Source organism: Mucilaginibacter sp. Mucisp86 (assembly GCF_047324315.1).
Lineage (GTDB): Bacteria > Bacteroidota > Bacteroidia > Sphingobacteriales > Sphingobacteriaceae > Mucilaginibacter.
Window position 1 is genome coordinate 4644831 of the sequence record NZ_CP168503.1, and the last position, 15091, is coordinate 4659921.

Annotated in this window: 13 protein-coding genes; 9 read left to right on the plus strand and 4 right to left on the minus strand. The window is 42.1% G+C overall.

The genetic code is table 11. The features are described 5' to 3' along the window. Window positions 1-114: 114 nt before the first annotated feature. Window positions 115-1062, minus strand: a complete 948-nt coding sequence (locus ACEN9X_RS19770; RefSeq protein WP_413666764.1) for an ion channel — start codon at window positions 1060-1062, stop codon at window positions 115-117. A gap of 473 nt (window positions 1063-1535) precedes the next feature. Here ACEN9X_RS19770 and trpD point away from each other — a divergent pair, with 473 nt between their 5' ends. The 3 genes from trpD (at window position 1536) to trpA (ending at window position 5221) form a co-directional block, all read left to right on the plus strand. After that, a complete protein-coding gene (gene trpD / locus ACEN9X_RS19775) occupies window positions 1536-2525 on the plus strand; it encodes an anthranilate phosphoribosyltransferase (RefSeq protein ID WP_413666765.1) in 990 nt (329 codons plus the stop codon). Window positions 2526-2528: 3 nt separating this feature from the next. Continuing rightward, entirely contained in the window at window positions 2529-4334 is a 1806-nt protein-coding gene (locus ACEN9X_RS19780) for a bifunctional phosphoribosylanthranilate isomerase/tryptophan synthase subunit beta (protein WP_413666766.1), read from the plus strand. A 116-nt stretch (window positions 4335-4450) separates the two neighbouring features. Continuing rightward, on the plus strand, window positions 4451-5221 hold the full coding sequence (trpA, locus tag ACEN9X_RS19785) for a tryptophan synthase subunit alpha (protein ID WP_413666767.1): 771 nt from the start codon (window positions 4451-4453) through the stop codon (window positions 5219-5221). A gap of 287 nt (window positions 5222-5508) precedes the next feature. Here the strand turns inward: trpA and ACEN9X_RS19790 are convergent, their stop codons facing one another. The 3 genes from ACEN9X_RS19790 to ACEN9X_RS19800 all read right to left on the minus strand — a co-directional run bounded on the left by ACEN9X_RS19790 (window position 5509) and on the right by ACEN9X_RS19800 (window position 7777). Continuing rightward, entirely contained in the window at window positions 5509-6129 is a 621-nt protein-coding gene (locus ACEN9X_RS19790) for an L-threonylcarbamoyladenylate synthase (RefSeq protein ID WP_413666768.1), read from the minus strand. A gap of 143 nt (window positions 6130-6272) precedes the next feature. After that, window positions 6273-7037 (minus strand): hypothetical protein, encoded by a 765-nt coding sequence (locus tag ACEN9X_RS19795; RefSeq protein ID WP_413666769.1) that lies wholly within the window; start codon window positions 7035-7037, stop codon window positions 6273-6275. A 197-nt stretch (window positions 7038-7234) separates the two neighbouring features. Further along, window positions 7235-7777 carry a YceI family protein gene (locus tag ACEN9X_RS19800; protein WP_091219559.1) on the minus strand — a complete coding sequence of 181 codons (543 nt, stop codon included), beginning with the start codon at window positions 7775-7777 and terminating at the stop codon, window positions 7235-7237. A gap of 185 nt (window positions 7778-7962) precedes the next feature. On the opposite strand from ACEN9X_RS19800, the gene ACEN9X_RS19805 reads away from it, so the two are divergent. From ACEN9X_RS19805 to ACEN9X_RS19830, 6 genes are all read left to right on the plus strand, one after another. Continuing rightward, complete coding sequence (locus ACEN9X_RS19805) at window positions 7963-9597, plus strand: FMN-binding glutamate synthase family protein (protein ID WP_413666770.1); 1635 nt, start codon at window positions 7963-7965, stop codon at window positions 9595-9597. 257 nt (window positions 9598-9854) lie between these two features. Continuing rightward, on the plus strand, window positions 9855-10556 hold the full coding sequence (gene nfi, locus ACEN9X_RS19810) for a deoxyribonuclease V (RefSeq protein WP_413666771.1): 702 nt from the start codon (window positions 9855-9857) through the stop codon (window positions 10554-10556). Between the two features lie 326 nt (window positions 10557-10882). Further along, complete coding sequence (locus ACEN9X_RS19815; RefSeq protein ID WP_413666772.1) at window positions 10883-11548, plus strand: ATP-binding cassette domain-containing protein; 666 nt, start codon at window positions 10883-10885, stop codon at window positions 11546-11548. 61 nt (window positions 11549-11609) lie between these two features. Then, entirely contained in the window at window positions 11610-12584 is a 975-nt protein-coding gene (locus tag ACEN9X_RS19820; protein WP_413666773.1) for a pepsin/retropepsin-like aspartic protease family protein, read from the plus strand. A gap of 1 nt (window position 12585) precedes the next feature. Beyond that, window positions 12586-14013, plus strand: coding sequence for a glycogen-binding domain-containing protein (locus ACEN9X_RS19825; RefSeq protein WP_413666774.1), 1428 nt, complete (start codon window positions 12586-12588; stop codon window positions 14011-14013). Window positions 14014-14226: 213 nt separating this feature from the next. Continuing rightward, entirely contained in the window at window positions 14227-15012 is a 786-nt protein-coding gene (locus ACEN9X_RS19830) for a PhzF family phenazine biosynthesis protein (protein WP_413666775.1), read from the plus strand. Window positions 15013-15091: the final 79 nt, after the last annotated feature.

Sequence of the window (15091 nt, forward strand, 5' to 3'; positions counted from 1 at the left end):
GTCATTATTTCATTGGGTAATTGAATCATTGCTTTTAAGGCGATAAAAGTGGCTTAATGATGTAATGACCCAATGACCAACAACGCTCTCAAAGCGATAAAATGACTTAATGACCTAATGACCCACAAGTTCATACGCACTTATCCTGCTCAAATCCAATACAACGCGGCCTGTTTCATCGCGCTCAAACACGGGTTTAAATTTAGCATCCCATATAAAGTCATCGTACTGGTAGGAGGTACGTGAGTGGATGGTTTGTGAAAAAGTATCATCGAATGTTTTGAGGCTGACGGTTAAGCCGGCTTGCCTGCGTTGAAGTTCTTCGGAGGTGATGTCTTTAATAGGGCTGTTATCATCAAGCGGGTGCACTACCGTCCAGTTCAGGGTAAGGATGCTAACGCGGGTACGTTCCAGTTCCAGCTGGAAAAATTTACGTACAGTTTTGCCGTTCTCCTCGTCGTTATAGCTAAAAACTACCTCCATTTCCAGATCGATCAGGATATTCTTCCGTTCGTTAGCCAGACGAAACATCAGTCCTTTGCCGCCATCACGATAAGGGGCGATAAGCACATTGCGGCTATACATGATCTTGGCCGAAGGGCGTGAAAAGCGACCATAAAGTAAACCTGTAGCCAAAGCGAATGCCAGCAAACCCATCATGGATTCGAGTGCTGCTATAGTATTAGGTATAATACCCTTGGGGCTGATGTGCCCGTAGCCTACCGTTGATATGGTTTGTGCCGAGAAAAAGAAGGCATCCATAAATCGATCGAAGCTATCGTTGCCGCTTTTACCGTCTAAAACATCTGGCCCGAGCGAAAAATAAATAAGGGCAAAAATGATGTTTACCGTGAAGTACGCACTGAAAACAATGAACCAGAACTTGCGCCAGCTCATGGTAATCAGCGAATGGTAATTGTTGGCTGTACTTAAAAATGGCAGACCAGTACGCTTTACGTTGATAGTACCATCCTTATTAATAACCGGCTGGCTCTTGATAACCGGCTGGGTACCAAAACCAAGATCGTCTTCCGGGTTAATTTTATCTTTACGTATGGCCATGGAGCTAATTAGTGAATTGTTGAGTTAGTGATTTAGTGAATTTTTGATTGAACGCGGGCAATACCGCAGATCCAATAAATCAACAGCTAAAATATCGAATTTAAGTAATCTTGGATTGCTTTCCAGATTAAATCACTAATTCGCTAACTCGATAATTCATTAACTGACCTTAATTCACTAACTCAATAATTCACTAAGTGATTAAATTCTGTTTGTTTTTATAAAAACTATTTACATATTTGTGCCAACAAGTAACAATGATAAAATTAAACAGCAATTGGTGGTGGCTTAACGAGTAATCGTAAGGCAATTCCGTGTTTGTTTGAAAAATATATTCAGGAGGGTTGCCATACGGCAGCCCTTTTTTTATGTCTGGCCCCGGCCCCTAAAGGGGGAAGAATTTGCGAAGGGGCAGGAAAATGGAAATAACGATTTATGCATATTAACTCCCCCTTTAGGGGGTTGGGGGGTAAATGAAACAGATACTTAATCATCTTTTTGAGCACAAAACCTTTAGCAGGGAACAATCTAAAGGCATTTTGATGAACATTGCGCAAGGCAAATACAACAATGCGCAAATGGCAGCCTTCATGACGGCCTATTGTATGCGAAGCATCACTGTTGAAGAACTGGAAGGTTTCCGCGATGCGATGCTGGAGCTTTGTTTGCCGGTTGACCTGGAAACTGATGGCCTTATCGACCTTTGTGGTACCGGCGGTGACGGCAAGGATACTTTCAATATCTCCACGTTGGCCTCATTTGTGGTTGCGGGTGCTGGTTACAAAGTAGCTAAGCACGGTAACTATGGCGTATCATCAGGTTGTGGCTCATCAAATGTAATGGAGTATTTGGGCTATCAGTTTACTAATGATATGGATAAACTGAAACGCAGTACAGATGAGGCAAACATCTGTTTTCTGCATGCACCATTGTTCCACCCGGCTATGAAAACCGTAGCGCCAATCCGTAAAGAACTTGGTGTTAAAACCTTCTTTAATATGTTAGGCCCCATGGTTAACCCGGCTAAGCCAGATAATCAGTTGGTAGGGGTATTTAACCTGGAACTTGCACGTGTGTATGCTTACCTGTACCAAAAATCAACTACAAAATATACCATCATAAACGCGCTTGAAGGTTACGATGAAATTTCATTAACCTGCGATTTTAAAACTTTCTCGGCCGATGGTGAAAAGATCAATAGTGTAGAAGACCTGGGTTTTGAATTGCTTGATCCGAAAGAGATCATCGGTGGTGATACCGTTGAGGCTTCGGCAGCTATATTTAGTAATGTACTTAAGGGAGAAGGGACAACGGCTCAAAATAACGTAGTATTGGCTAATGCTGCGCTGGCTATCAGAACCATAAACCCCGAAAAAACTTTTGGCGATTGTTTTTATGAGGCAGAGGAAGCATTGCTTGGTAAAAAGGCATTGAAAAGCTTTAATAATTTATTGCAAAACTAAGCCATGAAAATAAAGGTTTGCGGTTTAAAACATCCTGAAAATATTGAAGCGGTTACCACTTTGCAGCCCGACTATGTTGGTTTTATTTTCTATGGAAAATCGCCCCGGTATATGGCAGGTTTAGCGGTTGATGCATTGCAAACCATACCTGCTTCTGTCAAAAAAACCGGTGTTTTTGTAAATGAGAACGCCGAAAATATTGAAAAGCTGATTGCTGAATATGGCTTTGATGCCGTTCAATTTCACGGCGATGAAAGCCCTGAGTTTTGCGCGAAGTTTAAAGGCAAGGTGACTGTAATAAAGGCATTTGGCCTTAATGAGAACTTTGATTTTGAGCAATTGAAGGATTATGCCAACAATGTTGATCTTTTCCTGTTCGATACCAAAACAAAAGAATATGGTGGCTCGGGTAAAACTTTTGATTGGGCCATTCTTGATCAATATAAACTGGATGTCCCTTTCTTTTTATCAGGCGGAATAGGCCCTGAAAATATAGCTGAAGTTAAAAATATTAAACATCCTCAATTTTACGGGGTTGACCTTAACAGCAGGTTTGAAATTGAACCTGGCCTAAAGAATATTGAAAAACTAAAAGACACATTTAATGTCGTCAAAAATAAAACACAGATGAAATACGGAGTTAACGAACAAGGTTATTATGGCGATTTTGGGGGAGCATACATTCCCGAAATGTTATATCCTAACGTAGAGGAATTAAGGCAACAATACCTCAATATTATAAATGATGAGGGTTTTAAAGCCGAGTTTGATGATCTGTTAAAAAATTATGTTGGCAGGCCTTCGCCGTTATATCATGCCAAAAGGTATTCAGAAAAATATGGTGCTAATATCTTCTTTAAAAGGGAGGACCTGAACCATACCGGCTCGCATAAGATCAATAATGCCATAGGGCAGATCTTACTTGCTAAACGCCTTGGCAAAAAACGTATCATCGCCGAAACCGGTGCAGGGCAGCATGGGGTGGCAACAGCAACTGTATGCGCTTTAATGGGCATTGAATGTGTGGTTTACATGGGCGAAATTGATATGGCCCGCCAGGCACCTAACGTGTCGCGTATGAAAATGCTGGGCGCAAAGGTGGTACCGGCAACATCGGGAAGTAAAACACTTAAAGATGCTACCAACGAAGCCCTGCGCGATTGGATAGGCAACCCTGTTGATACGCATTATATCATAGGTTCGGTAGTTGGTCCGTATCCATACCCTGATATGGTGGCCCGTTTTCAGTCTGTTATTTCTGCTGAAACAAAAAAACAATTGGTAGAGCATACAGGCAGCGAATTACCACAATACGTATTGGCCTGTGTAGGCGGCGGCAGTAATGCGATGGGCATGTTTTATCATTTCCTGGATGATGAAAGCGTGAAACTGGTAGCAGTTGAAGCGGCAGGTAAGGGTGTAGCCAGCGGCGAATCTGCTGCTACTACAGCCTTAGGCAACGAGGGCGTATTGCATGGCAGTCGTACCATCCTGATGCAAACTGAAGACGGGCAGGTTGTTGAGCCTTACTCTATTTCGGCTGGTTTGGATTATCCTGGTATTGGTCCGCAGCACGCGCATTTATTTAAAAGCCACCGCGGCGAATACGTAAGCATTACCGATGATGAAGCTTTACAGGCTGGCTTACTTTGCTGTCAGTTGGAAGGGATCATTCCGGCCATCGAAACAGCCCATGCCTTGGCTCAATTGGAGAAAATGAAGTTTGAGCCAAACGATAATGTAGTGATCTGCATTTCGGGCAGGGGAGATAAGGACCTGGATACTTATATTAAATATTTCGGCTATTAGAATAGTTCATAGTTAATGGTTCATAGACCATGGCTTACACTGGAAAACAAGAGCAACAATAGGGTACTAAATAAACTATGGACTATGGTCTATCGTCCATCGACAAATAAAATACAATGAACCGTTTAAACAAGCTTTTTGCATCAAAAAATAACAACCTGTTATCTATATATTTTACAGCGGGCTATCCTGCGCTGAACACCACGGTTGATATTGCCGAAGCCCTCGAAAAATCAGGCGCCGATTTCCTGGAGATCGGTTTTCCATACTCCGATCCTGTTGCAGATGGCCCAACTATTCAGCATAGCTCGGAGGTAGCATTGGAAAACGGCATGAGTCTTAAAGTTTTATTTGAAGAACTGGCCGAATTGCGCAGCCGCGTAAGCATTCCTATTTTGCTTATGGGCTATTTTAATCCAATTGCCCAGTACGGCATTGAGCGTTTTTGCAAAAAGGCGGCCGAAGTTGGTGTTGATGGTATTATCGTACCCGATCTGCCAATTTATGAATATGAAAACATGTACTCCTCATATTTTATTGATAATGGCCTGAGTAATATATTCCTGGTAACGCCTCAAACATCCGAAGAGCGGATCCGCAAAATTGACGATTTGAGCAGCAGCTTTATCTACCTGCTATCGTCATCAACCATAACCGGCTATAATTTGAAATTAAGTGATAGTGTTGAGGATTACTATAAACGTATCACAGCCATGAAGCTGAACAATCCTACTGTTATTGGTTTTGGTATTACCGATAGCAGCAGCTTTACTAAAGCCTGTAACTACGCCAACGGTGCCATTATAGGCAGCAGGTTTGTAAAATTATTAGGAGAGGACGGTTATATGGATAAGATTGATGGCTTTGTGAAGGGGATAAGGCCGTAAAAAATATACACCGCTCAATGAATATTAATGAATAAAACCGAATGTCATTTCGACGAACCGGTAGTGGAAAGTTTGTGAGGGGGAGGAGAAATCTTATACGCCCTGTTCTAAAACATGTCTACGACTCTATAGGGTGTATAAGATTTCTCTTTCGCCCCAATGCCGATGCCCCGCTGCTCAATCGAAATGACATTTTCTTTTATTTAAAGACGCGCCCATCCCTTTGCGCAAGTCTTGGGCGACGGCCCGCATCGGGATGACTTGTGCCAACTACGGGTGATTGTATTTTATAAATATAACTCCAAATCGCCTTTACCTTCACGAATAATCTCAAAGTCGCCGGTAGTGCAATCTACTATGGTTGATGGGATGTTATCCCCATAACCGCCGTCAATTACAATATTAACCAAATCTTCATATTTCTCGTGGATCAGTTCCGGATCGGTAGAGTATTCTATGATATCATCGTCGTCCCTTATGGAGGTTGAGAGGATTGGGTTACCTAATACTCGTACAATTTCGCGGGCGATATTATTATCGGGTACCCTGATACCTACCGTTTTTTTGTTGGAGCTAAGCATTTTGGGCACCATATGACTGGCATTGAAAATAAATGTGAACGGCCCCGGCAGCGCCTTTTTAATCACGCGGAAAGTGGTATTGTCAATCGGTTTGATATAATCAGAAATATGGCTCAGATCATAGCAAATGAATGAGAAGTTAGCTTTTTCGGGTTTGATGTTCCTGATCTTGCAAATGGCCTCAATAGCACGGTGATTGGTGATATCGCACCCCAAACCATAAATGGTATCGGTAGGGTATATGATGAGACCGCCTTTTTTTAATACCTCAACCACCTGCTCAATAGCCTTTGGATTAGGGTTTTCGGGATATATTTTAATTAACATAAGTATAAGAACAAATATAGCGCTACTTGGTTTAAAAACGGCGGCTTAAACGTGCTTTAAATCATGTTATTAGAGCTTATTTTGCAATGCGACGGAGAAAACTTACGAAGTTTTAAAAACTTCGTAAGTTTGATATGGCTATGTTAATAACTTGAATACTGGAATGTACGTGTGCTTTCTAAGTAGAAGTAATCAGTTATTAACCCATCCAGTTCTTTTACGGTTTCAAATAGCTCTTTTTTTAATTTAGGCTTTTCTTTATCGGGAAAGTCGAAGTTTGAGCTTAACTCATCGGTTATTTGTTGTTTAAGCGCATTGAGATAGAGCATTTTTTGCTTAGTTATATCGTATGATTTATCGTAATAATCGTTGCCTTTTCCCCGATAAATACTGTATTCGGCTTCTCCTAAAATTCTGTTATCTTGATGTCCGAAATAAGTGCCGCCTTGGGCTAATCTGCCAAAAATGAAATTTATATCGCGATAAATTTTAATTAACGTTTCCCGCTCTTTTTGATATTTCTCCCCTCCATTTCTCTTCTTTAAAAAATAGGCATACAACAGGTAATAATCGTCTTGTCCAATCTCACTGCTAAAAATATCAACCGGGTCAGATTTATCGATAGTTGAATCTCCACATATCCCTCGTTTGCCATAAGTAATATCAGGATGAACAGGCATACTATCGTTGAGTTCAGGATTATGCCTTAAGATCGTTCTTAAATCAGCTTTTGAATATTTAAACATCTTCGTTTTAATAGTACTGATGTCTATTGTGTCTGCGCCACCAACCAATATACTGTCTTCTTTGTGATGTTGACTTACATTTTGATTTGTTTGCCTTTTAGGAGTTCGCTGGCTGCAACCCAGCATCAGAGAAAGAATAAACAGAGTCAGAAGGTATCTCATGGGTTTTGGTTTCACCCTAAAACTAAGTAATTATAAGCTAAAAACCTTGCTAAACAACAAAGCCATCCTGACTAAATCAGAATGGCTTTACTATTTAATTTTAATCTGCTCTGCCGTTTCAACAATGCCGTGTTGTTTGGATCCTTTAACAACAGCGGCATTTTAAAAGTTAAAACACAGCAACAGTATTAAAACAATTAAGCTTGTTTAGCAAATTGTATGTTGATTAACAATTTAATGTCTTCGCCAACTACAATTGAACCGGCTTCGGTTACGCCGTCCCAGGTTAAACCGAAATCTTTACGGTTAATTTTACCGCTGATTTCAAAACCTGCTTTGGTGTTACCATAAAAGTCGGCAGCCGAGCCACCAAATTCTACGTCAAGAGTAACCGGTTTAGTTTGATCTTTAATGGTCAGGTTACCTTTCAGTTCATACTCTTCGTCATCAGTTTTGGTAAATGAAGTAGATTTGAAAGTGATCTGAGGATATTTTTCAGCGTCAAAAAACTCGGCTGATTTCAAGTGCTCGTCGCGTTGTGTCTGGTTGGTGTCAATGCTGTTGATATCTAAAGAGAAATCAATTTCAGCATTTTCAAAATCATCATTATCAGTTAATAATTCACCATTAAAGCTTTTGAAAAAACCACTTACGGTTGAAATAACCAGGTGTTTAACTTTAAATTGTACTTCTGAGTGCATAGGGTCGATAACCCATTTTGTTGCTGTTTCTGTTGCCATGATTTTTATTTCTTTTTTGTTGATACAAAGATAAACACAAAAATAGATGTTTAAACATCTATTTTAACTTTGTGACTTTAAAACGACATTGGGTAAGTTTCTTAACCACAAATTTGCCCTATTGTTTAGATTATAAATCTATTTTTATAAAACTTAATAGCCGCTTCATACAAAATTAACCATCCATGAGAAAGCTCTTCATTGTTTCGTTCTTTATCATATTCAGTATGCTTGCCTTGTGGACCATCATCTGGCCGCCGGCTGTATGGTCATTCCTGTTCATTGGGCCAATATATCTTATCGGCTTTTATGATATGGTACAGCCTAAGCATAGTATTGTGCGCAATTACCCGGTGTTTGGTCATCTGCGGTATTTGATGGAGGAGTTGAGGCCCAAAATATACCAGTACTTTATTGAAAGCGATACCAACGGTACGCCCTTCAACCGCCAAAACAGGAGTGTAGTTTATCAGCGTGCCAAAAAGGTTGATGACACGCGCCCCTTCGGTACCGAGCTTGATGTGTACGATAATGGTTACGAATGGCTTAACCATAGCATTGCAGCCATTGATCACCATAAACTAAATATGGATCCGCGTGTAAAAGTAGGCGGTCCGGCCTGTAAGCAACCTTATATGGCCAGTGTATTTAATATTTCGGCCATGAGCTTTGGCTCATTGAGTATGAACGCTATCCTTGCGCTTAATGGTGGGGCTAAGCTGGATAATTTTGCCCACAATACCGGCGAGGGTGGCTTGAGCGATTACCACCTGCAACCCGGCGGTGATATTATCTGGCAGATAGGCACAGGCTATTTCAGCTGCCGCCATAAAGATGGTACTATTAACTACGATGCTTTTGCCGAACGTGCAGTACTTCCGCAGGTAAAAATGATCGAGATCAAACTATCGCAGGGAGCAAAGCCGGGCCATGGCGGTATTTTACCGGCGGCTAAGGTTACGCCTGAAATTGCCCGTATCAGGCTGGTGGAGATGGGGGAGGATGTAATATCGCCGCCATATCATACCGCTTTTACCAATCCTCTGGAATTGATGACCTTTATTCAAAAGCTTCGCGATCTTTCGGGGGGGAAGCCCGTCGGGTTTAAATTATGCGTTGGCCATAAGAGCGAGTTTTTAGCTATTTGCAAGGCCATGGTTAAAACCGGCATCACGCCCGATTTTATTACCGTTGATGGGGGAGAGGGCGGTACCGGTGCTGCTCCGCTTGAATTTAGTAACTCGGTAGGGATGCCGCTGCGCGAAGCCCTTGCCTTTGTTTACGATGCGCTAACAGGTTTCGATCTTAAAAGGAATATTAAACTCATAGCATCAGGCAAAGTAGCTACTGGCTTTGATCTCGTCAAAAATTTTGCGCTCGGCGCCGATATGTGTAACAGTGCCCGCGGTATGATGTTCGCATTAGGGTGTATCCAGGCGCTGGAGTGTAATAGCAATACCTGCCCCACAGGTGTAGCTACCCAGGATAAAAGCCTGATGAAAGGCCTGGTAGTTGATGATAAAAAGGTTCGCGTAGCTAACTTTCATAAGTTAACCGTAAGTAGCGCCATACAAATGATAGGCGCTGCAGGCTTAACCAAGCCCTGCGATTTGCACCGTATGTATATTTACCGCCGCATTAACCACAGCCAGATCCTTACTTATGGCGAGCTGTTCCCTTATATTCCCAAAGGCAGTTTGTTGAACACACCATATCCTGCGTCATTTGAGTTTGATATGGCTATCAGCAAGGAAGATACTTTTGTGCCCGATTATAGTGGCGTAACTAATATTGATTATAGTAATGTGAGTTCGTATTAGAGGTGAATAGTTGATCGAGTTGATTAGGTGAGTGGTTGGTTTTTTTTAAGACAAGGCAGGTTCAAGCGTCCACGCTTACGCTTATTAATAAGGCAGTAAATCTTGAGCGTGGACGCTCACTTTCAGTATTGTTCAAGCGTGGACGCTTGAACATGCGATTGAGTAAATCCATCAGAATCAAAACAAAATCCCCATAAAAATCATTATCATACAATAAGTCATCAGCGAAATCAACGTAATCATCCCCCCAATCAACGGTGCAGGCAGCATTATATGAAAACCTTACCCCCGAACAAGCCATTGCTTATCAGCATGAATTGCGCAGGCAAATTGATATTCGCCCCTTAGATAAGGCTGTCAAAGTTATGGGTGGTGCTGATATTTCATTCAATAAGTATTCGGAAGTGGTTTACGCAGGCATCATCCTGCTTAAATATCCGGAGCTGACTATCATTGGGCAGGCAACGGCTATCAGTAAAACAAAGTTTCCGTACATCTCCGGTCTGCTGGCATTCAGGGAAGTCCCTGCCTTGCTCGAAGCCTGGGAAAAATTGCCTTTTAAGCCAGATGTTATGGTTTTAGACGGACAGGGAATAGCGCACGAGCGCCGTACTGGCATAGCAACCCATTTCGGTCTGCTTACCAATATACCATCTATAGGCAGCGCTAAAAGCCGGCTTTACGGCAGGTACCAGGAACCCGGTAATGAAGTTTTTGACCAGAGCCCGATGTATGATAAGGGGGAGGTGATAGGAATCGCTTTACGTACTAAAAAGAAATGTAATCCCATTTACATATCTCCGGGCCACCACATCAGCATGGAACAAAGTGTTGAACTGATCAAAAATTGTATCCGTGGCTATCGCATTCCCGAACCAACCCGGCAGGCACATTTGTTGGTGAACAAAATAAGAATTGCCGACGGGGAAAATTTTAATTCGCAACCTACGTTATTTTAGCTGACCTGTCACGATAGCTGGATGCGTAACACCATAAAAATTACCTGGTATTTTTATAGATCAATATTGTTATGGTGCATGACCATCAATATGGTATGCATTTACTTTTTACTCCGTGGAGAGGTGAATGTTATTGGATCATACGTTTTGAAAATAATGAGCTATGGTTTAATCATTGGTTTTCAGTATTATAATTACAACGCCAACAAAACGTTCTTCTACTTTCGCAATGCGGGTTATAGAGTAGGCAGATTGTATTTATACGCGTTTACTTGCGATGCCCTGGCTTACGGTATATTGCTATCACTCTTAACGCTTGTAAAATATTGGGTCAGCATATTTTAAAAACCGACAGCGTTCACCTGGAGTTTGATGGGCGCAAGATATTGCAGGATATTTATCTCAGTTGCCGCCAGGGCGAGGTGGTAGGCTTGCTTGGCCGTAACGGTTGCGGCAAGTCGTCGTTGCTGCGGATCATTTTCGGTACCCTAAAGCCATTGTACAAGCACGTAAGTATTGACGACAGGTACGTTTACAAAGGTTATGACGAAGGGCGTGTAGCCTATTTGCCACAACATAATTACCTGCCGCAAAATATAAGGATCGAAAACCTGGCCGAAATTATTATTGACCCTCAGTTTGTTGATGGATTTACTTCATTGCCAATTTATCAGGATCATTATCAAAAAAAGCCAAGCCAGCTTTCGGGCGGGGAGTTGAGGCAACTGGAAACACTGATGTGTATTTACAGCCGGGCGGATTTTATTTTACTGGATGAACCGTTTACCCACGTTTCACCGGTACAAGCGGAGATGTTTAAGGGAGTTATTCGTAAGTGTGCAGAAGTAAAAGGTATCATTGTTACCGATCATCAGTATTATAACATTCTTGACGTGGCCGATAGGATAGTGCTGATCACTGATGGCAGTACAAAAGCTATAAATAACCCCGATGACCTGATCAGGTACGGTTACATCAATCACATTATTTAATTATCGGTCCGTGTAACTTAAAGTATAAAATGAGGGTCTATTAGGTATAGTATTTAATGCGATGCCTAAGTTTTATCTGTTGGTCCTTTTTTTATTTTTCTGCTGCCCTGGTGCAGCGGGAAGTGAGAAAGTGACTCTTGATGGCATCACCTTTAAAAATGTAAAGCCCGAACCCGATGCTTCACCTACAGGCGATTTCAAAACGTTGGTTATCCCTATAAAAAGGGCCGGGAACCTCATTGTGATCGAAGCCCAGATTGATACCCTCGAGGGCAATTTTGTGCTTGATACGGGTGCGCCTTACCTGGTTTTGAATGAAACCTATTTCAGAGATCTGCCGCATGCTGCCGAACAGGAATCTGCCGGGATTAATGGGGCTGCCGGCAGTTCTTTTACAACTTATGTCCGCAACTTAAATATCCTTGATCTGCATTATTCAAAACTAAGGGCCGATGTTACCGATCTTTCCTCTATTGAAAACGGTCGCGGGATAAAGATACTGGGTTTACTGGGCACCCGGTTATTTGCCGATTTTGCAGTTACTGTCGATCTGTTTCGCAATACGCTCTACATCCAAAAGCTTGATGAAAACGGTAATATCCCCGAAGCCGAAAAGGTATTTCATGACCGTTTTATGGTAAGCCCTTTCAAGTTGCTTAATGATGTTATTTTAATGAAAGGGACGGTTAATGATAATTCGCTTTGGTTTGCCTTTGACAGCGCTGCCGAAACCAGTTTACTTGATTACCGACGCTCAAAAAAGTTGATCCCTGATATGGAAGTCATTAGCCGTTCAAAAATTATGGGCATTGGCGGTACTTCTATCGAAGTGATTTATACCCGTTTTGATAACCTGGTTGTCGGAGATCGTAAGTATATGAAAAACCGCATCATGATAACCAGCCTCGAAAAAATGGGGAGCGCATACGGCTACAAAATTGATGGCGTTTTAGGTTACGATTTTTTTGTGAGGGGCATATTCACCATCAACTTTGTTAAAAAAGAATTTGAAATGTACATTTACAATAACCAGTAATATGAAGAGGGCCATTTATATAGTTATTGTTTTTTTTGCGATGATTTGCATGGCCCTGCCTTTAAGCGCGCAAAAACACAGTAACCTGGTTATAGGTAGCGATAAACTGGTGTTGTTCATTGATATGCGCTCGTCTAAAACCGAAGTGGATACGCTGCTCAAAAAAGCAGGCTTAAAGGGGGCAAATGCAGCCGCTATTTTGAAAGGTGATTTTACCGCCCTGCAAAAGGACGGCTGGACAATGGCAAAAAAACAGGGGAACATCGTGGAGTTCGATAGTCCGCTTGAAAACCTCAATAAAAATCCGCAAATCAAACCATACCTGATAACTACTAAAATAGATAACGATGATGAGGGCTCGCCCGGATATCCGGCCGATGTAAATTTCGGTATCAACAAGTTTGCTAAAGTTACTGTGCATGAATTGGCGTCGGGTTTAACGCGGTTCTTTTTGCCCGGGTATTTACAGAACAGGAGGGCTCTGTTATCAGGCAACTTCAATAACTGGAGTACACTTAAAGGCGTCATGGCTAAAACTGACAGCGGCTGGATTGCCGATGTAAAACTTAAACCCGGCAAATACGAGTATAAGTTTATTGTTGATGGCCACTGGATCAACGACAGGTACAATAACCTCGTAGCCGATCATGATGATAATTCCATCTACTTCAGGTATAACTACACTTTTAAACTGAATGGCAATGCGAATGCTCATAAAATAATACTGACCGGAAGTTTTAATAACTGGGATGCCAACAGTATTATAATGGAGAAAAGCGGTGGAGTATGGCAGAAACAAATGTATTTGCATGATGGTACGCAGGCTTACCGTTTTTTAGTTGACGGTAAATGGATCATCGATCCGGCTAATCCCAACAAAATCCAGGGCGATGATGGCCTTATGAATTCGATATTGAACCTTGGTGAAACAGTTATTTTTAAGCTCGACGGGTATACCGATGCGAAAAAGGTATATGTAGGCGGGAGCTTTAATAATTGGGAGCGCGGCCTGATCCCGCTTACTAAAGCTAAAACTGGCTGGGTATTATCGTTAATTATCCCGCCAGGTAATTACGGTTATAAGTTTGTTGTGGATGATAAGTGGATAACTGATCCGGCCAATCCACGCAATATGGTTGAAGGAGGCATTGTTAACTCATTTATTTCAGTTAAGCCTAATTACACGTTTAAACTAAGTGGCTTCAATAATGCTAAAAGCGTTCATTTGGCAGGTAGTTTTAATAACTTCGATAAGTTTGGTTATAGCATGGCTTTCAATGGCAGTGAGTGGACAGTAAGCGTACGACTTAAACCGGGTAAACAGTTGTATAAATTTATTGTTGATGACAAATGGATTATTGACCCTGGTAATAAACTTTACGAACCCAATCAATATAATTCGGGTAATTCCGTTTTATGGATTGAGTGAGAACAGAATCGAGACTATAAGAGTCAAGATGCAGGAATAAAGAAATAGGAAACGCGATTACAGAATCTGAATAATAAATGTCCTGATTCTTATAGTCTTGTTTCTTGATTCTTATGGTCTTGCATCTTGATTCTTGCGGTCTTAAATCTTGGCTCTTATGGTCTTGCATCTTGGCTTTCACCTTACTATATTAGCTAAAATACGATATCTGATATGACTATCCCAATATACCAGGCCGACGCGTTTACCGATAAGCTTTTTGGCGGCAACCCGGCGGCAATTTGCCCGCTTAATGAATGGCTGCCCGATGTTACCATGCAAATGATAGCTATTGAGAACAACCTTGCTGAAACCGCTTTTTTTGTAAAAGAAGGAGCCGGTTATAAGCTGCGTTGGTTTACGCCGGAATATGAGATAGACCTTTGCGGGCATGCTACGCTGGCCTCGGCACATATCCTGTTTTCGGAGCTGGGATATGAAGGGGATACCATCCAATTTGAAACAGTAAAGGCCGGATCACTTACTGTAAAGCGCGATGGCGATAAATATACAATGGACTTTCCCTCAAGGCCACCTATTCCCATAGAAGCGCCTAACGGATTGGCCGAAGCGCTTGGCGAAAAGCAGCCTGTAGCTTTTTTACGCTCAAGGGATTACTTCATTGTTTATGAAACCGAGCAGGATATCAGGGACCTTACACCCGATTTCTTTGCCATGTCGAAAATGGATACCGTGGGAATCATAGCCAGCGCTCCCGGCGATAACTCTGATTTTGTTTCGCGCTTTTTTGCGCCCGGTGCCGGTATCCCCGAAGATCCCGTTACCGGATCGGCACATTGTAACCTGATCCCGTACTGGGCAAAACGCCTGGGTAAGGATACACTTCATGCATATCAGCTTTCGGCCCGCCGCGGTGAGCTCTGGTGTGAGCTTAAAGGCGACCGCGTGCTGATGAGCGGCAAAGCGGTTACTTATTTAAAAGGGGAGATAAGGGTTTGACCCCACCCAACCCTCCCCTGGGGGAGGGCTACAAAAAGATGTTAGAAGTCTCCCCCTTGGGGAGATTTAGAGGGGTGAA

Bases quoted from the DNA above. Each gene is read 5' to 3' on its own strand.
- ACEN9X_RS19770 (WP_413666764.1), bottom strand. From the start codon at position 1,062: ATGGCCATACGTAAAGATAAAATTAACCCGGAAGACGATCTTGGTTTT.
- trpD (WP_413666765.1), top strand. From the start codon at position 1,536: ATGAAACAGATACTTAATCATCTTTTTGAGCACAAAACCTTTAGCAGG.
- ACEN9X_RS19780 (WP_413666766.1), top strand. From the start codon at position 2,529: ATGAAAATAAAGGTTTGCGGTTTAAAACATCCTGAAAATATTGAAGCG.
- trpA (WP_413666767.1), top strand. From the start codon at position 4,451: ATGAACCGTTTAAACAAGCTTTTTGCATCAAAAAATAACAACCTGTTA.
- ACEN9X_RS19790 (WP_413666768.1), bottom strand. From the start codon at position 6,129: ATGTTAATTAAAATATATCCCGAAAACCCTAATCCAAAGGCTATTGAG.
- ACEN9X_RS19795 (WP_413666769.1), bottom strand. From the start codon at position 7,037: ATGAGATACCTTCTGACTCTGTTTATTCTTTCTCTGATGCTGGGTTGC.
- ACEN9X_RS19800 (WP_091219559.1), bottom strand. From the start codon at position 7,777: ATGGCAACAGAAACAGCAACAAAATGGGTTATCGACCCTATGCACTCA.
- ACEN9X_RS19805 (WP_413666770.1), top strand. From the start codon at position 7,963: ATGAGAAAGCTCTTCATTGTTTCGTTCTTTATCATATTCAGTATGCTT.
- ACEN9X_RS19820 (WP_413666773.1), top strand. From the start codon at position 11,610: ATGCCTAAGTTTTATCTGTTGGTCCTTTTTTTATTTTTCTGCTGCCCT.
- ACEN9X_RS19825 (WP_413666774.1), top strand. From the start codon at position 12,586: ATGAAGAGGGCCATTTATATAGTTATTGTTTTTTTTGCGATGATTTGC.
- ACEN9X_RS19830 (WP_413666775.1), top strand. From the start codon at position 14,227: ATGACTATCCCAATATACCAGGCCGACGCGTTTACCGATAAGCTTTTT.